Annotated in this window: 19 protein-coding genes; 11 read left to right on the forward strand and 8 right to left on the reverse strand. The window is 59.7% G+C overall.

Annotated elements, in window-relative coordinates; genetic code table 11:
* Positions 1 to 6: 6 nt before the first annotated feature.
* Entirely contained in the window at positions 7 to 858 is an 852-nt protein-coding gene (locus F1C16_RS11620; protein WP_185280817.1) for a rhomboid family intramembrane serine protease, read from the forward strand.
* Positions 859 to 970: 112 nt separating this feature from the next.
* Positions 971 to 1,936: a T9SS type A sorting domain-containing protein gene (locus F1C16_RS11625; RefSeq protein WP_185280818.1), complete on the forward strand. Its 966-nt coding sequence runs from the start codon at positions 971 to 973 to the stop codon at positions 1,934 to 1,936.
* Positions 1,937 to 2,108: 172 nt separating this feature from the next.
* Here F1C16_RS11625 and F1C16_RS11630 read toward each other — a convergent pair whose 3' ends face one another.
* Entirely contained in the window at positions 2,109 to 2,972 is an 864-nt protein-coding gene (locus F1C16_RS11630) for an aldo/keto reductase (protein WP_185280819.1), read from the reverse strand.
* Positions 2,973 to 3,180: 208 nt separating this feature from the next.
* Between F1C16_RS11630 and F1C16_RS11635 the strand changes: the two genes are divergently transcribed.
* Positions 3,181 to 5,394 carry a xanthine dehydrogenase family protein molybdopterin-binding subunit gene (locus tag F1C16_RS11635; protein WP_185280820.1) on the forward strand — a complete coding sequence of 738 codons (2,214 nt, stop codon included), beginning with the start codon at positions 3,181 to 3,183 and terminating at the stop codon, positions 5,392 to 5,394.
* Between the two features lie 169 nt (positions 5,395 to 5,563).
* Here F1C16_RS11635 and F1C16_RS11640 read toward each other — a convergent pair whose 3' ends face one another.
* On the reverse strand, positions 5,564 to 5,884 hold the full coding sequence (locus F1C16_RS11640; protein WP_258048885.1) for a DUF2809 domain-containing protein: 321 nt from the start codon (positions 5,882 to 5,884) through the stop codon (positions 5,564 to 5,566).
* Between the two features lie 153 nt (positions 5,885 to 6,037).
* On the opposite strand from F1C16_RS11640, the gene F1C16_RS11645 reads away from it, so the two are divergent.
* Positions 6,038 to 6,856 (forward strand): oxygenase MpaB family protein, encoded by an 819-nt coding sequence (locus F1C16_RS11645; RefSeq protein ID WP_185280822.1) that lies wholly within the window; start codon positions 6,038 to 6,040, stop codon positions 6,854 to 6,856.
* Between the two features lie 52 nt (positions 6,857 to 6,908).
* Here the strand turns inward: F1C16_RS11645 and F1C16_RS11650 are convergent, their stop codons facing one another.
* Positions 6,909 to 9,344 (reverse strand): glycoside hydrolase family 31 protein, encoded by a 2,436-nt coding sequence (locus F1C16_RS11650; RefSeq protein WP_258048886.1) that lies wholly within the window; start codon positions 9,342 to 9,344, stop codon positions 6,909 to 6,911.
* Positions 9,345 to 9,549: 205 nt separating this feature from the next.
* On the opposite strand from F1C16_RS11650, the gene F1C16_RS11655 reads away from it, so the two are divergent.
* Positions 9,550 to 10,467: a glycosyltransferase gene (locus F1C16_RS11655; RefSeq protein ID WP_185280823.1), complete on the forward strand. Its 918-nt coding sequence runs from the start codon at positions 9,550 to 9,552 to the stop codon at positions 10,465 to 10,467.
* A gap of 73 nt (positions 10,468 to 10,540) precedes the next feature.
* Here F1C16_RS11655 and F1C16_RS11660 read toward each other — a convergent pair whose 3' ends face one another.
* On the reverse strand, positions 10,541 to 10,939 hold the full coding sequence (locus tag F1C16_RS11660; protein WP_185280824.1) for a hypothetical protein: 399 nt from the start codon (positions 10,937 to 10,939) through the stop codon (positions 10,541 to 10,543).
* A 301-nt stretch (positions 10,940 to 11,240) separates the two neighbouring features.
* Here F1C16_RS11660 and F1C16_RS11665 point away from each other — a divergent pair, with 301 nt between their 5' ends.
* On the forward strand, positions 11,241 to 12,842 hold the full coding sequence (locus tag F1C16_RS11665; RefSeq protein WP_185280825.1) for a family 43 glycosylhydrolase: 1,602 nt from the start codon (positions 11,241 to 11,243) through the stop codon (positions 12,840 to 12,842).
* A 49-nt stretch (positions 12,843 to 12,891) separates the two neighbouring features.
* Positions 12,892 to 13,344 (forward strand): YdeI/OmpD-associated family protein, encoded by a 453-nt coding sequence (locus tag F1C16_RS11670; protein ID WP_185280826.1) that lies wholly within the window; start codon positions 12,892 to 12,894, stop codon positions 13,342 to 13,344.
* A 175-nt stretch (positions 13,345 to 13,519) separates the two neighbouring features.
* Here F1C16_RS11670 and F1C16_RS11675 read toward each other — a convergent pair whose 3' ends face one another.
* Positions 13,520 to 15,577 (reverse strand): alpha amylase C-terminal domain-containing protein, encoded by a 2,058-nt coding sequence (locus F1C16_RS11675; RefSeq protein ID WP_185280827.1) that lies wholly within the window; start codon positions 15,575 to 15,577, stop codon positions 13,520 to 13,522.
* 73 nt (positions 15,578 to 15,650) lie between these two features.
* Positions 15,651 to 16,079 (reverse strand): hypothetical protein, encoded by a 429-nt coding sequence (locus F1C16_RS11680; protein WP_185280828.1) that lies wholly within the window; start codon positions 16,077 to 16,079, stop codon positions 15,651 to 15,653.
* Positions 16,080 to 16,222: 143 nt separating this feature from the next.
* Between F1C16_RS11680 and ggt the strand changes: the two genes are divergently transcribed.
* On the forward strand, positions 16,223 to 17,968 hold the full coding sequence (gene ggt / locus F1C16_RS11685; RefSeq protein ID WP_258048887.1) for a gamma-glutamyltransferase: 1,746 nt from the start codon (positions 16,223 to 16,225) through the stop codon (positions 17,966 to 17,968).
* A 280-nt stretch (positions 17,969 to 18,248) separates the two neighbouring features.
* Positions 18,249 to 18,476, forward strand: a complete 228-nt coding sequence (locus tag F1C16_RS11690) for a hypothetical protein (RefSeq protein ID WP_185280829.1) — start codon at positions 18,249 to 18,251, stop codon at positions 18,474 to 18,476.
* Positions 18,477 to 18,675: 199 nt separating this feature from the next.
* On the opposite strand, the gene F1C16_RS11695 is transcribed toward F1C16_RS11690, so the two are convergent.
* Positions 18,676 to 19,011: a hypothetical protein gene (locus F1C16_RS11695; RefSeq protein ID WP_185280830.1), complete on the reverse strand. Its 336-nt coding sequence runs from the start codon at positions 19,009 to 19,011 to the stop codon at positions 18,676 to 18,678.
* A gap of 158 nt (positions 19,012 to 19,169) precedes the next feature.
* Between F1C16_RS11695 and F1C16_RS11700 the strand changes: the two genes are divergently transcribed.
* Positions 19,170 to 19,610 carry a hypothetical protein gene (locus F1C16_RS11700; protein WP_185280831.1) on the forward strand — a complete coding sequence of 147 codons (441 nt, stop codon included), beginning with the start codon at positions 19,170 to 19,172 and terminating at the stop codon, positions 19,608 to 19,610.
* 72 nt (positions 19,611 to 19,682) lie between these two features.
* Here F1C16_RS11700 and F1C16_RS11705 read toward each other — a convergent pair whose 3' ends face one another.
* Positions 19,683 to 21,680: a M1 family metallopeptidase gene (locus F1C16_RS11705; RefSeq protein ID WP_185280832.1), complete on the reverse strand. Its 1,998-nt coding sequence runs from the start codon at positions 21,678 to 21,680 to the stop codon at positions 19,683 to 19,685.
* A gap of 190 nt (positions 21,681 to 21,870) precedes the next feature.
* Here F1C16_RS11705 and F1C16_RS11710 point away from each other — a divergent pair, with 190 nt between their 5' ends.
* Positions 21,871 to 23,361: an alpha-amylase family glycosyl hydrolase gene (locus F1C16_RS11710; RefSeq protein WP_185280833.1), complete on the forward strand. Its 1,491-nt coding sequence runs from the start codon at positions 21,871 to 21,873 to the stop codon at positions 23,359 to 23,361.
* Positions 23,362 to 23,521 lie beyond the last annotated feature (160 nt).

Raw genomic sequence — 23,521 nt, forward strand, 5'->3', positions numbered from 1 at the left:
TTTCTCATGTCTGATACGCCGCCTGCTGATTCTCCTACCCCGCTGGCGGCGACTTCCGAGGCGGAGCTGTTTTACCTGGCCCAGCACCCCGAGCGCTACCCCGCCGCCCTGGTGCACGCCGCCACCCAGGAGCTGCAACGCCGTGGCCTGGTACCAACCGAAACGCCAACATCGGCGCGGCGCCGCCCATCCCTACCCCCTGCCTTACCCGAAGCGCCGGTAGCGCTGCGGCTGCTACGGGCCGTATTCTGGCCCACGCGCAGCCACTGGGCCACGCCGTTACTGCTTGATTTGAATTTGCTGGTCTTTCTGCTGATGGTGCTAGCCGGTGTGTCGGCGGTGCATCCGAGCGGGGCGGCATTGGTGGCCTGGGGTAGCAATTACTCGCCGCTCACGCTACCGGGGCAGCCGTGGCGGCTGCTCACCAGTTGTTTCGTACACAGCGGCCCCGGCCATTTACTGCTCAATGCCAGCTCCTTGCTATTGCTGGGCACGCTGGCCGAGCCGCTGCTGGGCGGCCGTCGGCTGCTGCTGGCCTATCTGGTATGCGGGGTAGGCGGCAGCCTGGCTAGCCTGGCGTGGCACACCGGCGGCGTCAATTCGGTGGGGGCGTCGGGGTCGATATTTGGGCTGTATGGGGTGCAGTTGGCGCTGCTGCTCACGCAGGCGTTGCCGCTGGAGCGCCGCGAGCGACTCACCATGCTGTTCTTTCTGCTCTATTTTCTGGTGAGTAGCGTGGCCGGCAGCACCGACGCCCACATCGACCACGCGGCCCACGCGGGTGGTTTGCTAACGGGGTTGTTGCTGGGTGGGCTATACGCCGCGGGGTTCTTGCGTCAGCGCCTACAGAAGACGTAATTCGTTCATTTGCAGCAATTAAACACTATATATTACTTTTATATATAGTATGTTTAGCTATATTTGACGAACTATCTTTCTGCCTACTCACTCCCTACCCTAACACCTTTTTATGAAAACATTCCTACCCTTCTTGCCGCTTGCGCTCGGCCTTACCCTTGGGCAAGCATCGGCCCAGACTATTCCCAACGGTAACCTCGATACCTGGGCTACGCGCAACGACGTGGAAGCGCCCACCAACTGGCTGAATACCGATGATGCTGTTGCGGCCTCGCCCCTTGGGGCCCTCATATCCGTTAAAACCGGTACTGTCACGAAAAGCACCGATTTCCAGCAGGGTACTTTTGCGGCCAGACTAGAGTCGAAGACGGTGAACGTTCCTGTGCTAGGTAACATCGTCGCGCCGGGCATACTGGCTCTCGGCAACAAACTCAACGCCAATTCTATGTATCCGGGCGGCCTGCCCTTCACGACCCGGTCGGCCAGCATGCAGTTCTACTACAAGCTCGCGGGCACCAACGTTGCGAACGACAGGCCTGCCGCCGAAGTGCAGCTTACCCGCACCGTGAATGGAAGGCAGGAACCTATTGCCACTGGCCGACTAATATTTACTACCATCGCCGACAACTACACGCTGGCTACGGTGCCGCTGGTGTACACTTCATCTGCTGCGCCCGACTCCATTCACATTGGCTTTGCATCGGGCAGTAACGTTTCCATCACGACCGTTCCTCCCACCTCGTCGCTCACGGCGGGCACTACCTTACTCATCGACAACATAGCTATGGTAGGCGTGGCCACCTCCAACCGCACGGCCCTAGACACGCGCAGCCTGAACGTGTACCCCAACCCCAGCGCCAGCGGTGTGTTTGCGCTGCAAGCTGATGAGCCGGCGCTCCGGGCTGCGCCTTATTCGGTGCTGGATATAACCGGCCGTGTGGTACGTACGGCCGCCGCGGGCACCCCCACCGCCGCCCCGCGCACCATTGACCTGCGTGGGCAAGCCGCCGGCCTCTACACGCTCCGCCTCGACACCTCCGACGGCCGCACGGTGGTGCAGAAGCTGGTGGTGGAGTAGCCGTCGAGGTTGATTTAAAGCACAGCACATAAAACCCCGCCTGTCATCCTGAGCTTGCGAAGGACCTTCTCACGCTTGAACAAGTCGTTGTTTCGACAATCGTTCTCACGTGAGAAAGTCCTTCGCAAGCTCAGGATGACAGGCGGGGTTGTTTTGAATCTACCTCAGCCGCTTACTCAGCCGTGCCTAGCTTATTCAATTCCTGCATATCTGCTTCCGACAACTTGATATCGGCGGCTTTCACGTTTTCTTCCAAGTGATTCACTTTGGAGGTGCCCGGAATTAGGAGGATGTTAGGGGCGCGGTGGAGCAGCCAGCTTAGGGCCACTTGTTGTGGGGTAGCGTCATACTGCTTGCCGATGCTGGTAAGCTTGTCCATCACCTCCATGTTACCGCCGTTCAGGGGGTACCACGGAATGAAGGCAATGTTCTGCTCCTGGCAGTACTCCAGTTCCTTCTCCCACTTGCGGTTGTCGACACTGTACATATTTTGTACTGATACGATCTTAACCACATCCTGGGCCTGCTTGATCTGCTCTACCGTCACCTCCGAGAGGCCGATGTGCTTGATCAGGCCGTCTTCCTGCGCTTTTTTCAGGAAGGCCAGCGTATCTTCAAAGGGTACCTCCGAATCGACGCGGTGCAGCTGGTACAGCTCAATCTGCTCCAGGCGCAGGCGCTTCAGGCTGCCTTCCAATGCCTCGCGCAGGTGGTCGGGGTGGGCATTTACGGGCCACTGGTTAGGGCCAGTGCGCAACAGGCCGCCTTTGGTAGCAATCACCAGGTCGGCGGGGTAGGGATACAGGGCCTCGGCAATCAGCTCCTCCGATACGTTGGGGCCGTAACTGTCGGCCGTGTCGATGAAGTTGACACCCAGCTCCACGGCCTTTTTCAGAACGCGGATAGCTTCGTCGTGGTCCTTAGGTGGGCCCCAGATGCCTTCGCCGGTGATGCGCATGGCGCCGTAGCCCATGCGGTTAATGGTTTTGTCGCCGGCCAGCGAGAAGGTAGCCGGGGAAGTGGTGTCGTTTGCCATGAGAAAGGTAGTAGGTGGAAAGGATGGAACGTGTGCCCGCCGCGGAGCGGGGTAGTCTGATAACAGGAGAAGGTGCTAATGGTTGAAATAGAGCGGGAAAGCCCGAAATCCTGTTCAACGTGCTGAGTGCCCTGCCGTACACAGGGCAACGGTGCCCACCTTCGGCAGCAGTAGCTGCGGCTAGTAATCGGGCACTTGTCTGTTGAGTATGGAAGCGCAACTTTCCCCCACCTACCTGGGTCTACCCCACCGCCGCGTGGACGCCCGCCTGAAAGTAACCGGAGCCGCCCGCTACGCCGCCGAGCATATAGTGCCCGATTGCCTGCACGGCGTGCTGGTCACTAGCGCCATTGCCAAGGGTCGCATTCAGGAAATCGATACCCGGCAAGCGGCTCGGGTACCGGGCGTGCGGGCCATCATGACGCACCAGAACGCGCCCACCGTGCCGGGCTACCTCAGCAAAGAGCACAATCACAACCCGCGGGTGGAAGGCCAGGAGGTACGGGTGTTTTACAATGACCAGATTCAGTTCAGCAACCAGCCCGTGGCCTTGGTCATGGCCGATACGCTGGAACAGGCGCAGTGCGCCGCCGCACTAGTGCGCGTGACTTACGCCACCGAACCTGCCGAAACCGACCTGACGGAGCACCTACCCCACGGTATCACGCCCGAGCAGGAACCCGACTACATCCGCGGCCAACGCCATGCCTACCGCACCGCGCCCGTGCAGGTGGAGCAGACGTACCAAACGCCCATTCAGGTGCACAACCCCATGGAAACGCACGCGGCCATTGCCGTGTGGCGGGGCGATGAGCTGACTGTGTACAACAAAACCCAGGGCGCCAAGCTGGCGCAGAAGGATCTGATGCGCATGTTTCAGCTGCCCATCGAGAAAGTGCATGTACACTCACCGTTTGTAGGCGGGGCGTTTGGAGGGTCGTCGCGGATCTGGCCGCATGAGGTAGCCGCCATTCTGGGTGCCCTATTGATTGATCGTCCGGTGAAGGTGATGCTGGCCCGGAACCAGGAGTTCAACATGGTAGGCTACCGGCCAGAGTCGGTACAGAAGGTAGGGCTGGGCGCCCTACCCGACGGCACGCTGGTAGGCATCACCCACGAAGGCCACGGCATGACGTCACGCTACGAAACATTTGCCGAGCGCATGGTGCACCCCACCAAAGCCGCTTACCGCTGTCCCAACTTGGATGCCACCTACCGAGTAGTGCCGCTAGATATGAGCACGCCCTGCTGGACCCGCGGCCCCGGCGAAACCAGCGGCTCCTTCGCCCTGGAATCGGCCATGGACGAGCTGGCCTACAAGTTGGGCATGGACCCGCTGGCCCTGCGCCTGCACAACTTCGCCGAAACCGACCCCGAAAAAGACAAGCCGTGGTCGAGCAATGGCCTGCGCGCTTGCTATCAGCAGGGTGCCGAGCGGTTTGGATGGGAGCAGCGCAACCCGGAGCCACGCAGCATGCGCCAGGGCGAATGGCTGGTGGGCTGGGGCATGAGCATGGGCATCTACCACGCTTCGCGGGCGGCTGCATCGGCTCACGCCCGCCTCAGTGCCGATGGCTCCTTGCTAATACAAAGCGGCACCGCCGACGTAGGCCCCGGCACGGCAACTATTATGACACAGATTGCCGCTGAAGCCTTGGGCCTAGCCCCGGAGCACATTCGGTTTGAGCTGGGCGACGCGGCTTTTCCCAATGCGCCGGGGCAGTTTGGCTCGCTCACGGCGGTGTCGGTGGGCTCGGCGGTGCATGAGGTGTGCACGGCCCTGAAGCTACAGTTACAAGGGTTACTCATGCAACTTCCCGACCCTACCTTCCAACAGCTCACGCCAGCCGAGTTGGTGTTTGCGGAGGGTTGCATCCGTCATGTGCATGATCCGACCGTTTGTATTTCCTACCCTGAGTTGTTGCAGCGAAGCCATTTGCCAGCCATTGAGGCTACTTTGGAATCGAAGCCCAAGCAGCCGACCCACTCCGGCAAGTCCTTCGCGGCGCATTTTGTGGAGGTGCATGTGCACCCACACACCGGCGAAGTGCGGGTAGTGCGGGTGGTGTCGGCGCTGGATACGGGGCGGGTGCTCAACCACCGCACGGCCCTCAGTCAGGCCTACGGTGCCGTGGTGTGGGGCATTGGGCTGGCGCTGCTGGAAGAGGCTGTGCTCGACCACCGAATAGGTCGCTTTGTGAACCATAACCTGGCCGAGTACCACGTGCCCACCAACGCCGACATCCCGGATATCGACGTTATCCTGCTCAACCAACCCGACCCCTACCTGACGCCCATCGGCGCCAAAGGCATGGGCGAAATCGGCTTGGTAGGCTTTACCGCCGCCATAGCCAATGCCGTATTTCACGCAACCGGCACGCGCGTGCGGGAGTTGCCCATCACGGCTGATAAGCTGCTGTGATAGTGCGGATAGCGCGGGGTTGTGCCCCGTGCCGACTATGGGCAGGCCTCTGGCCTGCTGTCGTCCGCGCCGTTGGGATTAGCTTAGTAAATTGTTCTGACGGGCAGGCTAGAAGCCTGCGCATAGTCGGCACGGTGCACAGCCCCGCGCCATCCACTACCTGCTTTGTTTAGCTTTTGGCAGATAACAATTCTCTTCTTTCCAACAGGTAGCCTACCAATATACCCACACTATAACACACCAAATCGCTCCACAAGAAGCTGTGGCCTAGCACCAGACTGCCCAGCGTAGTAGCCCGAACAGCGTTTAACCAAGGTGCCTGATAGAGCTGACTGATTTCGATGCCGAATGCAAACCCTAACACTACGGCAGCCACTCGCTCACTGGGCCAGTTAGGCCGGAGTAGTCCTACCAGCCAGAAAACCAGTAGCGCCCATAGCGTGTCGCCCGCATAGGCCGCTATCCATGTTGGTAGCGAGGAAGAAAACACGCGGGAACTTAACCCGAGCACAAGGGTAAAAAATAGGATCAACAGATAAATCGGCCAACGGCGGGCAGCTTTCATAACCACTACGTAGTGAAGTTCTCACAAATGTAACTTAACTTTGCATTACAAAGTACTTTAAATATCAAAAAATACGCTATGGATTATTTTGTTGCGCCGGATTCCATTGTGCGCCGCATCTGGGGAAAAGGCGACACGATTCTGTTCATTTTTGCCGGGGCAGCAGCCGAGTTTGCGCTCAACAAGGCCGTAGATTGGCTGTACTTCACTGGCCGCCTACCCTCCGACCCGCTGGGCCGACTGTTTTCGACGGTGGAGTACGCCCGCAAGATTGTATTCGCGGAACGCCACGCCGCCGAGCGGGCCATCGATACCATTGCCGCCATTCACGGCGCGGTGGAGCAAAACCGGGGCATAGCCATCCCCGACTGGGCCTACCGCGACGTGTTGTTCATGCTGATTCACTACTCCATCCGGGCCTTTGAAGTGCTGGAACGGCCTATGACGGAAGCGGAAAAGGACGAGGTAGTGACGGTATTCTGCCGCGTGGGCCAGCGCATGGGCATCCCAGAGCTTCCGTATACCTATGCCTCCTGGCTTCCTACCCGGGAGTATCACCTAGCCAACGACCTGGCACACAGCGCCTACACCACCGACCTATACCGTCAATACCGCAAGCACCTCGGGACTTTTCGGTACCAATTGGTACTGGCTGGCCAACGCCTGGTAGTGCCGCCCCATGTGCGCACGCTACTATCGCTACCCAACGCGGCTTGGCTACGCATCTCCCTACCCGCCTACCGTCTGGCCCAACGGGTAGCGCTGGGGCGCTGGCTTCGGTCGTTGCTGCTGCCGGCCGCCTACCAAGCACAAATTCTGGCGCTTGATGCCGCACCTGTGGCCACCACGTTGTCGTTCCGACCGGCACCACACGCAACAAGGCCCGCCATCGGTTGATAGCGGGCCTTGCGATACAGATGACGCTTGCCGGTCCGGCAGATGCTAGGCGTTACTCCGCCGCCAGCTTCACCACGATTTCGCCGAAGCTGGCATCCACTATCATACTGGGTAGGGTAGCGTTGCTTTCGGCGGCGTAGTCACTTAAAGCCAACGTATTACCATCAGCCTCTACCTGCACGGTTGCCGTGGGCAGGCCGTGGAATACCACCTGATAAGTAGTATAGCTGGGCTGGTAAGGGCCTTCGATGGCTTGCGTGAGCAGCAGGCCCTGCGCCGAGCCGGCTACTGTGAAGCGGCGCACGGTTTGCTGGCCGGCTTCCTGGTAGGCGTAGCCCTCGCCGCCATCGTCGTAGTGTACGCTTTCGGCAGTGCCGTTTTTGAAGTACACGTGCAACGTCAGTTGCTCGATGGGCGCTTGGCCCACGTACTGCAATACGGGCGCCAACGGCACCACGGCGCCGGCTTTCACAAACAGCGGAATTCGGTCGAGGTTGGCTACGGCCCACACTTCGGCGCCGCCAGCTTTTACTTCGTCGGTCCACCAGTAGTACCAGTCGCCGGTGGGGAGGTACATCCAGCGGCCGTCTACGCCGGGCGTGGTGATGGGGCACACCAGCAGGTTGTCGCCGAGGGCAAACTCGGCCATGCGCAGGTAGGTGTTGGTGTCATTCTGATCGAGGAATACCAACGGGCGCAACATGGGTGTGCCCTCCTGCACGTACTGCCAGAAGGCGGTGTACATGTAGGGCAGCAAGCGGTAGCGCAGCGAAATAAAGTGACGCGCCAGGTCCGTCACCTGGTCGCCGAAGCTCCAGGGCTCCTGGTCGCCGTGGTCGCCGGAACTGTGCGTGCGGAAGAACGGGTGGAAGGCCGCCAGCGCAATCCAGCGGGCGTACAACTCACCGTCGGGCGTATCGATAAAGCCCCCTACATCACTGCCAATAAACGAAAACCCACTGATACTCAGACGCTGGCACTGAATATTAGCCAGCCACAGGTGCTCCCAGGAAGCCAGGTTGTCGCCGGTCCAGCCGGAGGAGTAGCGCTGCCCGCCAGAATAGGTGGAGCGCGTGATGGTGAAGGGCCGGTTGGGGTAAGCAAAGCGCTTCACGCCGGCGTTGGTGGCGCGGGCCATCTGCATGCCATACACGTTGTGCGCCTTGCGGTGCGAACCTGCGTGACCGTCGTAATCAAAGCGCACATCATTGGGGAAGGTGCCAGTTTCGAATACAGCCGGCTCGTTCATGTCATTCCACACGCCCTTCACCCCAATATCCTGAATTAAGCCCTTGAACAAGCCCGCCCACCACTCGCGCACGGCGGGGCGCGTGTAGTCAGGGAAGTTGCAGAGGCCGGGCCACACCGAGCCCTTCATCAGCGGCCCATCGGCACGGCGACAGAAGTAGTCCTTCTCCAGCGCCTCGGTGTATACCTCGTAGCTGGGGTCGATTTTGATGCCGGGGTCGATGATGACCACGGTTTTAAAGCCATCCTCAGCCAGCTCCCGCACCATCTTGGCGGGCTCGGGGAAGTGGGTAGGCGACCAGGTGAAGCACCGGTAGCCGTCCATGTAGTCGATGTCGAGGTAGAGCGCGTCGCATGGAATCTGCCGCTCCCGGAAGCCCTGCGCGATGTCGCGGAACTTCTGCTCGGGAAAGTAGCTCCACTTGCACTGGTGGTAGCCCAGCGCCCACAGCGGGGGCAGCTCGGGCGGCCCCGTGAGGCGCGTATACTCCTGGCTGACTTCCAACAAGGTAGGACCGTAGATGAAGTAGTAGTTCATCTCACCACCATCGGCCCAAAAACTGGTTACATCAGCCCGCTCAGCGGCAAAGTCGAAGTAGCTCTTGAAGGTGTTGTCGAAGAAAATGCCGTGGGCGATTTTCTGTTGCAGCTCCAAGTAAAACGGAATGTTCTTGTAGAGCGGGTCGGAGCCCTTCACGTAGCCGTAGGTGTCGGTGCCCCAGTTGGTGAAGCGCGAGCCGCGCAGGTTCATGTTGGCGGGCTTGTCGCCGAGGCCGTAGTAGCACACGCCACTCTGCACCTGCTTGCTCATGAGCACCAGGTCGTTGCCGGTGTCGTCGTTGTACTGCCAGTGAAATCCCTTATCGTCCTCGCAGAGCACCGTGCCGGAGCGGTCCAGGATGCGGGTGTGCAGGTTTTCTTTGCCTAGCACGCAAATCAGGCGGGCCGTGGTGATGCGGTAGTGGTCGGACTTCTCGCGGAACTCCAGCAGCTCGGGCGCCGTGCGGGTTTGGTCGGGTGGCAGGGCGTAGCTGAAATCGGGCGCAAACTGGCCGTCGGTGGCGTAGCGAAAGCGCAGAATTTTGTCATTAATGACGTGCAAGCGCAACCGTACGCCGTTGTCGCAGGTAAACAAAAAATCGCTGCCTTGTTGCTCGCACGCTACTACCTGTCCCGGACGAAATTCCTGGCGCGCGCGTGCCGCCAGGTCGTTTACCATGTAATTATTTTCCTGAAACATAAAGGCCGTTGCGGGGTCGGGAGAAGAGAATCAAAAAAAAGCGTGGCAAAGCTGGTGCCATCTGCATAAGTTCGCAAGGTAAAACTGATTCCCCCGAATTTTATCTAACATTAGGCCAGGCCTGCCTAAAAGCAGGTCGATGGTCATCTGTACTGGCTTTATCTACCCTAGTGCCGGTCTAATCCGGTTTCTGCTGCTTATGAAAATGAACAATCTGAAGGTATTGCTGCTGGGCTGGGACAACGCCTATCCGACCGGAGATGTGGCTACTCCCGACACCCTGGAGCTGGCGCGGGCACTGGCCCCCTACACGCAATTGGCGGTGCTGCTGCCGCATTTGCCGGCCAGCGACACGGAATTGCCCGCCGAGGCACACGTCACCGGCATTGGCAACCTGACGCTGGCCGAGCTCAACGCCGCCGATGCCTACCTACCTTCTGAGCAGCTTACCCCGGTGGCCTACCCTAGCTTTCCATACGTGGGTGCCGAGCATTCTATTGATGAAGTAGCGCAGCCCTTTGCGCCCGCCACCGATTCGGCCCTTACCGACTCTGCATCGGCTTTGCTGGATGCCGATGCATTTGCCGCTACCGGTGGCGAGCCTGACGCCGCCGAAGCCAACGATTTGGATCAGGGAAAGGAAGATGTGGAAACAGTGCCCACTTCTGCGCCAGCATCTGCTGAGCGCTCGGCTCCCTCCGAGGCGCTGGCCGTGCTGAGCGCCCACGCCGGCGACGGTGGTGACCTGAACTTTCGGGTGATTCAGTACGCCCGCTTTGCTACCCGTCTGGCGTTGCAGGAACAGTTTGCCGTGACCTACGCCGCCGACTGGCCCGCTTGGCTGGCTGGTTTGGAAATCCGGCAGCTCACGGGCCACCCGCTAGTGCTGCATGTGCACACGCTGGCCGCCGACCGCGACACCCCCCTCGATCGGGGCTGGATTATGGAGCTGGAGCGCCTGGCCCTGCGCCGCGCCGACTTGGTGCTGGCTGCTACTGCCGAGCTGCAGGAGCGTCTCATCACCAAGTACGGCCTCCCTACCCAGCGCGTACACCTCCAACCCGATAGCCTGACCGAAGGCCTACGCCAAGTATTGGAAGATGTGGTTCTAGCAACCGTATAACTTGTTTTTCTCCACGCAAAAAGCCTGGCTGACATGCATCAGCCGGGCTTTTTGTGTATAGATAAGGTGTGTTTCACCGGATATTTTCCAGCCAGCGACAGGCCGCCACAGTATCATCAAAGGTATCGGCCAGGGGTTGAGACACATACTGCATGGCTTCGTTGATGGCAGCCTTGGCCGGCCAGTCTTCCGCCTTCACCCAAGCCACGGCCCGTACACCATGGTTAGCGAGCTCCTGAAAAAACGACTCTCCTACCCAACGGGTCACTTCATTCCAACCGTCTAGCACCTGGCTGCTGTCGTTCAGAATTTTCTGCGATTTGGTCAGCTCTATGTGCCGTAGAATAAGGATACAGCCCGTAATGACTGCCGTGCAGTCATATTCGCCGCGCCAGGATATGTAGAGCCAGTGGTGCAAATCATCGTGCGCAATTGTAAAATTAGGGGTTTCGAATAAGGGTTGTAATTCCATGGCGCACAGTCACAATATATATAATTCTTAATACGCCTCGCAGGGTCTGATGTTGCTTGCAATCTCATTAATTCACTTAGTATAACCTTTTTACTATCTGCGTTTTAAGTAATGAAGATACCCAGCAGAGCCACACTGGCCTTACTGCTGGTATAGGCTTTGCTATTACTAGCAGGGTAGACGCTATTGCCTATGCGTACTACCTGCTCAACCCCTCCCTGAGCAGTCCTGATGCGGTTGGACTTTTTGAAGTTACCGGTTGCAGTCAGGTATATGGCTTCCACCCTAGCCTCCTCTCATCGTGTCTTTTGCTTTCGAAAATGAAGCCCGTCCGTTGGCTCTGCCATCCGATTATTCGGCGGAGTGCCGGGGGCAGGTGCCTACCGACTCTACCCCTACCCTCAGCGTAGCGCCACCCGTGGCCACCGAGCCGCGCACCACCTACGCCAACGTAGTACTCCCCGGCGACTTCCCGGACCCGACCGTTACTAAAATCGGGGACATGTACTGGGCCAGCGCTACCTCGGCCGAGTGGGGTCCTGTTTTTCCCTTATTCAAATCGACCAACCTAGTGGACTGGGAGTTGGTCAGCCACGTGTTTGCTGATAAGCCAGAGTGGGCCGAAGCCAGTTTCTGGGCACCCGAAATCAGCTACGAAGACGGCAAAACATACATCTGCTATACTGCCCGCCAGAAGGGTGGCCCGCTGTGCGTAGCCATGGCCTCGGCCGACGACCCCGCCGGTCCCTACCTCGACCATGGCCCACTGGTAGGCCAGGCCCAGGGTTCTATCGACGGCTTTCCGATTCGGGATGAAAACGGCGAGTTGTACTTGGTGTGGAAGGAAGACGCCAACGCCTACGGCAACCCTACCCCCTTGTGGGCCCAGCGCCTGAACGAGGAGCGCACGGCCCTGCTGGGCGACGCGCCGGTGGAGCTATTTCGCAACGATGTGCCCTGGGAAGGCAACCTGGTAGAAGGCTCGGCCTTTGCCCAACACGATGGGTATTTCTATATGTTCTACGCCGGCAACGGCTGCTGCGGCAGCGGCTGCACCTATGCTACGGGCGTGGCCCGTGCCCGCCAGCTGCTGGGGCCGTGGGAGAAATGCCCGCAGAACCCCATTCTGAAGAAAAACAAGGTATGGAGCTGTCCCGGCCACGGCACGGTAGCCGAGTACGACGGCCGTTGGTTTCTGCTGCACCACGCCTATCACGCCAGCAGCCACGAGTTTGTGGGCCGGCAGGGCATTCTCAGCGAGTTCAGCTGGAATGCCGAGGGCTGGCCGGAGTTTGAGGGCAACAGCCCGCAAGCCGCTCCGCTACAAAACGTAAGCCGCCTAAACCTCACCGACACGTTTGCCGGCAACCACCTGGCCGAAACATGGCAGTGGCCCATTGGCAAGAAGCCCGTGGTGGGCATTGGCGACGGGCAGTTGTTGTTGCAAGCCTGCCCCGATGAGTTGGGCGCCCTGGTGGCCCAACGCACCTACGCGGCTACCTACAAGGCTACTACGGCTCTCAATGCGGCTGTGCTACCCATCGGTACGTTTGCCGGCCTTACGGCAGTAGGCGACCCGCACAATGCCCTGGCCTTGATGGCTAGCAACGACAAACTACAGCTCTGGCACGTTAAAAATGGCGTTTCGCAGTGCCTGACGGAAGTAGCTGTGGAGCCAAACCGCAACCTAGGGCTGCGCGTGGAGGCGTGGGGAGGACAACGCTACCGCTTCTCCTACAGCCTGAATGGCGTGACCTGGGAGCCGATGCCGCTGGACAGCTTCGCTATCAACGGTACCTACCTGCCACCGTGGGACCGGGGCATCCGGGTAGGGCTGCTGGCGCAGGGACCTACCGATGTGACGGTGGCGTTCGATCATTTCACAATTCGCAATCAGCGCTAAGGAAAACGGGGGGCCGACTGGATTCAGTCGGCCCCCCGTATCTTTGTCCATGACTTCTTCCCTGGAACAATCCTTTGAGGCCGCCCTGGAGCTGCACGACACCGACGGCGGCGTATACTTGCTACTACCCTTTAGCGTGGCCGAGGTGTATGGCGCCAAAGGCCCGTTTGCCATCATCGGCACCATCGACGGCTTCCCGATTCGCCTGTCGCTGACGCCCGCCGATGCGGGTCAGCACGAGTTGCGCGTACCCAAGGAAGTGCGCAGAGCCATCGACAAAAACTGGCCTGAAATCGTACACGTAGTACTCCGCCCCGACACGGAAGAAACCCTGGAGCTTCCCAAGCCCCTGGCCCAGGCGCTCCGCAGCACGGGCCTGCAAGCGCAGTTCAACGAGCTGCCCTACCCCGAACGCAAGGAGCTAAGTCAGTGGGTAGGCCGGGCCAAATCGGCAGACGCCCGCCGCCAGCGCATCCAAGAAATCCTGGATCGGTTTGACTAAGGATATGGGTGTGAGGGTAGTAATAGAACGCCTGTCATCCTGAGCACAGCGAAGGACCTTATACCCGCAGAACGAGTCGTTGCTACGTCGGTCGTTCACGCGTGATAAGGTCCTTCGCTGTGCTCAGGATGACAGGCGTTCTATTACTTCTATTACCACCCTCACACCCATACCTCTAATCCTCACGCTTGAAGACGAGCACGGCGCGGTTGATGGCGTAGATGCTCAGCTGCTGGCCGGTGCTTTCCTCGTCGGGCTGGGTGAAGTAGATGCCGTCGTCGTTGATGCGATTGAAGCCGTCGAAACGGGCGTCGTCGGAGTTGAGTAGTAGGCGGTAGCGGCCGGGCTCGGGCACGTAGAAACGGTAGTCGGGCACGCTGTTGTTGATGTGGAAGTTGAACACGAATACCAATCCGCCCCGCTCGAAGGCCAGTACTTGGTTGGTGGTGTCGATGTTCAGCTCGCGGGCAGGACCGGCAGCCAGCAGGCGCTCGGTGCGGGCCAGCCCTACCATCGCCTCGTCGAAAGCTTGCAGGTATTGGAATTTCAGGTCAGGATTATTAGCCAGCGACCATTGCCGGCGGGCATAGTGGTGGCTCCAGTTGTTGCCGGCCCGCGGAAAATCGACCCACTCCGGATGCCCAAACTCATTGCCGATGAAGTTGAGGTAGGCCTCGCCGCCCAAGGCTAGGGTAGTCATCCGAATGAGCTTATGCAGGGCCATGCCCCGCGCCACAATGGGATCAGGGTCGTCTTTCTGCATGTGGGTGTAGATAGCAGCATCCATCAGCCAATGGGCCAGCGTTTTGTCGCCTACCAGGGCTTGGTCGTGGCTTTCGGCATAAGCTACCGTTTTCTCGCCCAGACGACGGTTGGTGAGCGTGTACCAGAGGTCATGCAGATTCCAGTCCTCGTCGCGGGTGTGCTTGAGCAGCTTGATCCAGTAATCGGGAATGCCCATGGCCAGGCGGTAGTCGAACCCGATGCCACCCTCTGGAATGGGCCGGCACAGGCCGGGCATGCCGCTCATGTCCTCGGCAATCAAAAGAGCACTTCGCTTCAGCTCTCGCACCAGCGAGGCCGCCAGTTGCAGGTAAAGCACGGCATCATCATCTACCTCTGGCCCAAAATACTGGCTGTAGTCGCCAAAGCCTACCCCCTCGCCGTGGTGATGGTAGAGCATGCTGGTGACTCCATCGAACCGGAAACCGTCGAAGTGAAACTCCTCCAACCAATAGCGTAAGTTACTGAGCAAGAACTGCTGCACCTCGGGTTTGCCGTAGTCGAACAGGCGGGAATCCCATCCCGGATGCTCGCCCCGGCTGCCCTGGTGGAAGTACTGCCCGCCGGAGCCATCGAAGTTCGCCAGGCCCTCGGCCTCGTTTTTCACGGCGTGGGAATGCACCACATCCAGCAGCACGGCAATGCCCCGGCGGTGCGCTTCGTTTACCAAATGCTTCAGCTCCTCGGGCGTACCAAACCGCGACGACACCCCAAAAAAGTTGGCCACGTGGTACCCAAACGAGCCGTAGTAGGGGTGCTCCATCACGGCCATCAGCTGAATGCAGTTATAGCCTAGCGCTTGCACACGAGGCAATACTGTATCAGCAAACTCTAGGTAGGTGCCAATGCGGCCTTCCTCGGTGGCCATGCCTACGTGGCATTCGTAAATAAACGGCTCCCGCACGTAGTTCGACACCCGAAACTTCTGGTCAGTCCACTGGAAGGGCTGCTCGGGGCGCCATATTTGGGCGGCGAAATCCTTGGTTTCCTCGTCCTGCACGGCTCGGCGCAGGTAGGCAGGCAGGCGGTCTTTAGCCTCGCGCCAAGTGACCACGTGCACTTTATAGCGGCTGCCGTGGGTGAGCCGGTCGCGGTACTCGCGGTCGGGAAAGAACCGTTCCCACACACCATCTGGCCCTTTCTGTAGGGGTGTGGCCTGCCGGTCCCAGCCGTTGAAGTCGCCCACGAGGTAGAGCGCCTCGGCCGCGGGGGCCCACTCGCGGTACCAATAGCCGCGGCGACGGCCGTCGTAGTTGAGACCCAGGCGCTCGTGTGCCTGAGCAAACTTGCTCAGCGATTCGCACTGGGCCTCAATCTCGTGCAGGCGCTGGCGCAGGCGCTCCTGGCGAGCCAGCAGTACCGGCTCATAGGGCGTCAGCCAGGGGTCTTGCGCAACAATTGGCAGGGTAGGCGCAGCGGGCGTAGACTCGGTCGTTTCGGTGGTGGTCATGGCAGAAAGGGTTGAATAGCAAAGCTACGACTACCAACGAATTGCGGCGCGTACGGTTGGCCGCGTGCCTTTCTTACTCGCCTACTTGCTCCTTGGAAACCACTTGCCGAAGCAACCAGCTACACGCCGAAGCAAGGTCCGGGAACGTCACCACAAAGGGGCGGCCGCTGGAACGCAGCGCATTTTCACGCATCTGTTCGTCCATGGCTGACGTTGGGCTCACCCACACAAAATAGTACACCCCAGAGGCGTAGATGTCACGCATCCATTGCCAACCTACGTCCGTAATCCGAGCGGTACTGTGGGTGATGTTGGAATTATCGTTCAGGATTTTAGCGCAGCGCCTTTCCTGTGCCACTTCCAACATTAGCTGGCATGCAACGGCCGAAGACTCAGGGGTATGCTCGCCGTACCAATCGGCATACAGCCACTGGTTTGTTTGGTCATAACTTACTTTCAGGCCCGGTACCTCCCGGATATATTCTAATTCATCAGAACACATATACCTATTCATTACTATGTAACTTATTTGACGCAATAAATATAGTTGGCAAACTATTTCTCTAGCAAGTTATCTGGGCGGCATTGCACCTTTTCCTACCTCCGGCAGTAGGACAACCTCTGGTCATCTCTTACCTTGCCTGCATGAAAATTCGTTTGCTCCCGTTGGCGCTGGCCGCGCTAACAGCTTGTTCTACCAGCCGTACTACCCCGTTTACTACGCCTACCGTGGCCATAGCGCCGCTGTCGTTGGCGGCTCGTCCGCCCGCTGTTTCGCCGGTTGTCACGGATAAAGCCATGGTGGTATCGGCACACCCGGAGGCCACGCGCATTGGGGTTGAGATTTTGCGGAAGGGAGGCAATGCCTACGATGCGGCTGTGGCCGTGCAGTTTGCCCTCGCCGTGGCCCTACCCGTGGCTGGCAACATTGGCGGCGGCGGCTTCCTGCTCTACCACGGAGCCGATGGCCAGGAAGGCGCCCTCGACTTCCGGGAAACCGCGCCGGCCGCCGCTACCCGCGATATGTATCTCGATGCGCAGGGCAACGTGGTGCCCAACCGCAGCACCTTGGGCCACCTGGCGGTAGGCGTACCCGGCACGGTAGCTGGCATGGAGGCGCTGCACCAGAAGCTGGGCAAACTGCCCTGGCGCGAAGTAGTGCAGCCGGCTATCGATCTAGCCACCAATGGCCTGCGCCTGACTACTAAAGAAGCTGCTGGCCTCAACCGCACCCGCGCCGAGTTTGCGAAGTTCACGCCCAATGCGGCGTACATTAAGACCAGCGGCACCTGGGCCGAGGGCGACATCATCAAGTACCCCGACCTGGCCCAAACGCTCATCCGCATCCGCGACCAGGGCCGCGCCGGTTTCTACCAAGGCCAGACCGCCGATTTGGTGGTGGCTGAAATGCAGCGCGGCAAGGGCCTAATCACCAAGCAAGACTTAGCCGATTATCAACCCAAGTGGCGCACGCCCCTGCACGGCCAGTACCGCGGCTACGACGTACTAACATTTCCGCCGCCCAGCAGCGGCGGCGTGGCGCTGCTCCAAATGCTGCAAATGCTACAGCCCTACGACTTGGGCCGCATGGGCTGGCACACGCCCCAAGAGGTGCACGTGGTAACAGAGGCCGAACGGCGCGTGTACGCCGACCGCGCCACCTACCTGGGCGACCCGGACTTCGGCCGCGTGCCCGTAACACAGCTTTTAGATTCCGCTTACAACCGGCAGCGCATGGCCACTACCCTACCCGTGCGGGCTACCCCTAGCGCCCAGGTGCAGGCCGGCGCGGGTCTACCCGGCTACGAGTCGGACCAGACTACGCACTACAATATTGTAGATGCCCAAGGCAATGCTGTGTCCTGCACTACTACCCTCAATGGCGCCTATGGTAGCAAGGTGGTAGTAGCCGGTGCAGGCTTTATTCTAAACAACGAAATGGACGATTTCAGCAGCAAGGCCGGCACGCCCAACGCCTACGGCCTGGTGGGCGGCACGGCCAACGCCATTCAGCCCGGCAAGCGCATGTTGTCCAGCATGACGCCGGCCATTCTCACCCAAAATGGGCAGTTGAAGCTGGTGGTGGGCACCCCCGGTGGCAGCACTATCATTACCAGCGTGTTGCAAACCATTCTGAACGTGGTGGACTACGGTTTCAATCCGCAGCAGGCTGTAGCCGCGCCGCGCCTGCACCACCAGTGGCTCCCCGACCAGATAGATGTGGAGCAAGACGCCCTGATTCCGGCCGCGGCCGATACGCTCCGCGCCCACGGCTACAAACTGGCACCTCGCGCCGCCTGGGGCCGCGTGGAGGCCATTCGGGTGCTTCCCGACGGCCGCCTGGAAGGCGGTGCCGACCCGCGGGGCGATGATACGGCCGCGGGGTATTAGCCAAACTCTTTCATCTATCCTACTACCTGAAAAGCAATGAGTAAATGGATGTACCTGGGCTTCGGCCTCTGCTTGGCGGCGTGCAGCACAAATTCCGAAACCGCCACCGTATCAGCCGAAAATACCACCCCGCCGGCACCCGAAACGGCCCCTACCTCAGCTGTCATCGACGCCCGCGCCGATAGCACGGTTCAAGTTACGTTCCCGGCCAACGACAGCTCAGTGACCGTGTTGGGAGAGTTAAAAAACGGTCAATCAGAAATTTATAGCCAGTATTCCGGTGCAGGGCAAACGCAAGCTTTCTGCCACGCTGCTGGCGCCAGACTCACTGCCGAATATCCGCTTCGCGCAGGTGATTCAGCCCGATGGAGAAGCAAATGGGCCATTTGGCACTACAGTTTCTGTTTCTACCCCGAAGGATGGAGTTTACAAGCTGCGCATCTCGCACAATCTGCGCACGGAAGCTGGCCTAACCAGAGAGTTCAAGCTGCGCGTGGCTGTAAACTAACAGGTTGTAAACCAACGAAACCCGCCTGTCATCCTGAGCAGAGCGAAGGATCTTCTTATGGTGGAACGAATCGTTCGTACGATGGTCGTTCAACTGGCATAAGGTCCTTCGCTCTGCTCAGGAGGACAGGCGGGTTTCGTTGAAGTCGAAAAGGCTCTTGCGCCTAACTCAACATCCAAATTTCAACACTTAACACTCTCTACAACCCGGTGCGGATCTGGCCGGCGGCGGAGGCCAGCTTCTGGTTGAGGTGACGCAGGGCATCGTACTCGAAGCCGTGGCCGTCGTAGGCAGCTTGGGCGGTGAGGTTGGAGAGGTTTTGCAGGGAATCAGCAATTTTGGTGATGTCGCTGCTGGTAGAGCCACCAATCATGCCGCGCAGGTGACGCATTTCGTCGACCATCGACGCGCTGATTTTGCCGTCGAAACCTTGCAGGCGGTTGATCCACTGGTCGAGCAGACCGGTGGCGTCCACGCGGTGCAGATCGTTGTCCATGGCGGCAATGGTGTTTTCGATATCGGAGGTAACAGACATGAGCAGGGAAATTGAAGAAGGAAAAACGGTTTTTCTACGGGCGCTTTACGGTGGCTGTTACAGGCCGCCAATTGAGCCGGCAAGATAGGAGCATTATCTTCGACCACCAATTCTGACCCGCCAGACGGCCTTTTCGGCGCTGGCTTACCTCCTACCCTATGCGGCAGCACGTACGCGAGTGGTTGCGGCGCTACCTGCCGGCCGAGCTGGCCTCGGTGGTAGCCACGCTGCTGGGCGCGGCCCTGGCCTATACGCTCACTCAGCAACGCCTCACGGCTGCTCTCGCCGCCACCTGGGCCGGCAACGTGGCCTACTTCGGCCTGATTCTGGCCCGCGACGTGCGCACCACCCAGCGCCGCTTGCAGGCCACTGGCCATACCTACACTACCTCGGATTTGCTACGCAACCTGCGGGCGCTGGTGATTGAGTTTGGTGTGGCCGAAGTGCTCGACAGCTTCCTGATTCGCCCTACCCTCCTATACTACATGCCGCTGTGGGTAGGCAACTTCGCCGGGGGTGTGCTGCTGGCCAAGTTTGCGGCCGATGTCACGTTTTATGTGCCAGCCATTATCGGCTATGAGCTCAGTAAGAAAGGTTAATAACTATTAGTTGTTGGCTGTTAGCTTCCCATCGAACAAAAAGCTAACAGCCAACAGCTAGTAGCTATCAGCTTATTTAAGCTCCATCGGCAGCCAGTAATTGTTGTTGGGGTTCGCGTCAGGCAGTAGGTTGTCGGGGTTGAGGAGCACCAGAGCCAGGGGCGAGGTGGAGGGGTAACGGAACGTCCAGGTGCCGCCGCGTTGCCACACTTCCACGGGTAGCTTCACGCGCCCTACCTTGCCATTGCTTTCACGCACGGCCACAAACACCGGCATGGCGGCGCGGTCCTTGTTTTCGATGGTGATGAGGGCACCCTGGGCAGGGTCCTGGTTCACGTAGCTGACGGTGGTAATGGCCTGGTCGAGCAGCCAGTTTTCCAGGAACCACTCCTTCCAAAACCAGCCTAAATCTTCACCGCCCACGTCTTCCATGGTCCGGAAGAAGTCTTTGGGGGTAGGGTGCTTGAAAGCCCAACGCTTGATGTAGGTGCGAAACGCGTAGTCGAACCGCTCCGGCCCCAAGATGGCCTCGCGCAGCAGCACCAGCCCGAAGGCCGGCTTGGAGTAGGCCGCAAAGCCCAGATATTGGGATTGCGTGACGTCGGGTGCCGTGTAGGGCACATCGGCATCGGGCACCCGGAGCAGGTAGGGCAGAATATACTTGGCGCTGTCGCTGTTGGGCTTGTACTCGCCGTTGTTGAAGTTGCGGGTGCTGTAGATGTTGATGAAGGTGTTGAAGCCCTCGTCCATCCATGGGTACTTGCGCTCGTTGGAGCCCACAATCATCGGAAACCAGTTGTGGCCAAACTCGTGGTCGGTCACGCTCCACAGGCGGCCGCCCTTCGAGTTGGCGCTGCAAAACACGATGCCCGGATACTCCATGCCGCCCACAATGCCCGCCACGTTGGTCGCTACGGGGTAGGTGTATTCAAACCACTGCTTGGAGTTGTATTCGATGCTGTGCTTCACGTACTCCGTGGAGCGCCCCCAGGCCGAATCGGCGGCCACCTCGGGCGGGTAGAGCGACATAGCCAGCGACTTCTTGCCGCTAGGCAGGTTCATGCGGGCTGCGTCCCACACGAAGGCCGGCGAGGCGGCCCAGGCCACGTCGCGGGCCTGCTGGCAGCGGAAGTGCCACGTCAGGCGGCCGTTTTTGCCGGCCGGACGCGAGCTGGGTTGCGTCACCTCGGCGGGGGTGCGCACCATCACGGTTTTGTCGGAGTTGGTGGCCTGTTGCAAGCGCTGCTGTTGGGTCGAGGTCAGCACTTCTTTGGGGTTTACCAACTCGCCTGAGCCGCCCACGATGTAATTGGCGGGCACGTTGATGGTATAGTCGAAGTCACCGTATTCGAGGTAGAACTCGCCCGCGCCGAGGTAGGGCAGCGTGTTCCAGCCCTCCACATCGTCGTACACGGCCATGCGCGGGTACCACTGCGCTATTTCGTAAATCTGGCCGTTGGGCGTCTGCTTACGACCCAGACGGTCGGAGCCGTACTCCGGGATGTAGAACGAGTAGTCGATGCTGATGCGCAGCTTATCGCCGTTGGGCTTCAGGACCTCGGGCAGCTGAATCTGCATGCGCGTGTCCGTCACCACGTACTTGGCCGTGCTTTTCTTGCCGTGCAGCTCAATGCGCACCGTTTGGAGGCTTTCGCCACCGGCGGGCTCATCGGCCGCGTTGCCGAAGCGGGCGCCGTTGCGGGCCCCGCGGATGGGCGTCGTCAGGGCGCCGCGGGAGGTGCGCTTAAACAGGTTCTGATCGAGTTGCACCCACACGAAAGGTAGGGCGCTGGGGCTGTTGTTGGTATAGGTGATGGTGACGGAGCCGTTGACTCGCTCCTGCTTTTCGTCCAGCGTAGCGCTGATCTGGTAGCTGGCCGCGTTTTGCCAGTAGGAAGCGCCGGGCTGGCCGCCGCCCGTGCGGTAGGCGGTGCCGGGGTCGTTCTGAAACAGCGGCGAAAACAGCGTGTGGGCGTCGTAGGTGCCGGCGTTGGGGGTTTGAACCTGGGCCTGGGTAGTAGCAGCCGTGAGGCCAACGGCAGCGGCTACTAGAAAACGAAGTTTACGCATTCAGTTAAGGATGGAGGTATAGGGTGGTGAAAGGGTCATGATGTTGAAAGGCGCCGGCTAAGGTGCATCGGCATCCTGTTGTTTTTATGAACGACTCACATCTAGCCTTCAGATTGCACGGGAGACATAAAAGTTTTGTTTACGCCTCCCGCTATTACCATATAACATCCGAAAAGCACTATTTTTCGGCATGCGTTTCTGCCTTCTGCTGTTTGTAAGCCTGTTTCTCGTGGCTTGTCAGTCCAACCCTACCTGCCCGCCGCTGCCGGCACCCTATACCATTCAGCACCCGGCCTGGGCGGCCCACGCCAGCATCTACCAGGTGAATGTGCGGCAGTACACGCCTGCGGGCACATTTCGGGCGTTTGAGGCGCATTTGCCCCGCTTGCAGCAAATGGGGGTAGGGATTTTGTGGCTGATGCCAGTGCAGCCCATCGGGGTGGAAAAACGCAAGGGCACGTTGGGCAGCCCCTACTCTATCCAGGACTACCGCGCCGTGAACTCCGAATTAGGTACGATGGCTGATTTGCAGCACCTAATTCAGGAAGCGCACCGGCTGGGCATGCACGTGATTCTGGACTGGGTAGCCAACCATACCAGCTGGGACAGCGAGTTGGCCCAACAACATCCCGAGTGGTTCACCAAAGATGCGCAAGGGCAGTTTGTGGCGCCCGTAGCCGATTGGCAGGACGTTATCGACCTCGACTATAGCAAGCCGGAGTTGCGCCAGTATATGACCGAAACAATGACCTACTGGGTGAAAACCGCTGGGTTCGACGGCTTCCGGTGCGATGTGGCTGGCCTGGTGCCCACCGATTTCTGGAACGACACGCGCCGGGAGCTGGAGAAAATTCAGCCCGTATTTATGCTGGCCGAGTGGGACGAGCTGCACCACCCGCCCTTCCTGAAAGCCGGCGAGTTCACGCCCAACACCCACCTGCTCGAACAGGCTTTCGATGCCACATACGCCCTGCGCCTGCACTACTTGCTCGACAGCATCGCCCAGGGCAAACAGCCCGTGGCGGCCATCGACGCCTATCGGCAAGCGGAGCGCGCCAAATACCCGGCGGGCATCTATCTGATGAATTTCACCAGCAGCCATGACGTGAACAGCTGGGACGGCACCGAGTATGAACGCCTGGGCGAAAACGCGCTGGCTATGGCCGTGCTCACCACTACCCTACCCGGCATTCCGATGGTGTATAGCGGGCAGGAAGCGGGCTTTGAACGGCGCCTGAAGTTCTTCGACAAAGACCAGATCGACTGGAACGCCTACCCTCTGGGCGACTTCTACACCAAGCTATTGCAACTCAAAAAGCGTAGCGCAGCCCTCACCAACGGTGACCCGTGCGCTACCTTCGAGCGCCTGTCCACGCCGGCTGGCGTGTATACGTTCTATCGCCAGGGCCAGACGGTCTCTACCGACTCGGCCACTACAACCCCGGATACGCCCGCTACTGCGCGTCGCACCGGCAGCCGTGCACCAAGCACCGCCACGGTGGTGGTCTGCGTGAATCCCTCCGACCAGGAGCAGGCGTTTGGCCTACCCCAGGTGCCCGCAGGAACCTACCGCGAAATCTTCAGTGAGCGGACGTTGCGTCTGGGCGCCCGCAGCCGCGTCTCGCTCACGCCGCATGGGTACCAGGTATATGAGCTGATGGAAGCGGCAGCACAGGAGTAAAACGGTGTTGCCGGTCGGACGCCTAGGGCGTCGGACCGGTTGCCGTTGCTGATACCTGCGCCGCGGGGAGTAGGCGTCAGCAGGAGGTTGGAGCAACGTCAGCGACGCCTGCCGGTCGGACGCCTATGGCGTCGGACCGGCAGGCGCAAACAATCAGACC

The organism is Hymenobacter sp. NBH84 (genome assembly GCF_014217645.1).
GTDB lineage: Bacteria > Bacteroidota > Bacteroidia > Cytophagales > Hymenobacteraceae > Hymenobacter > Hymenobacter profundi.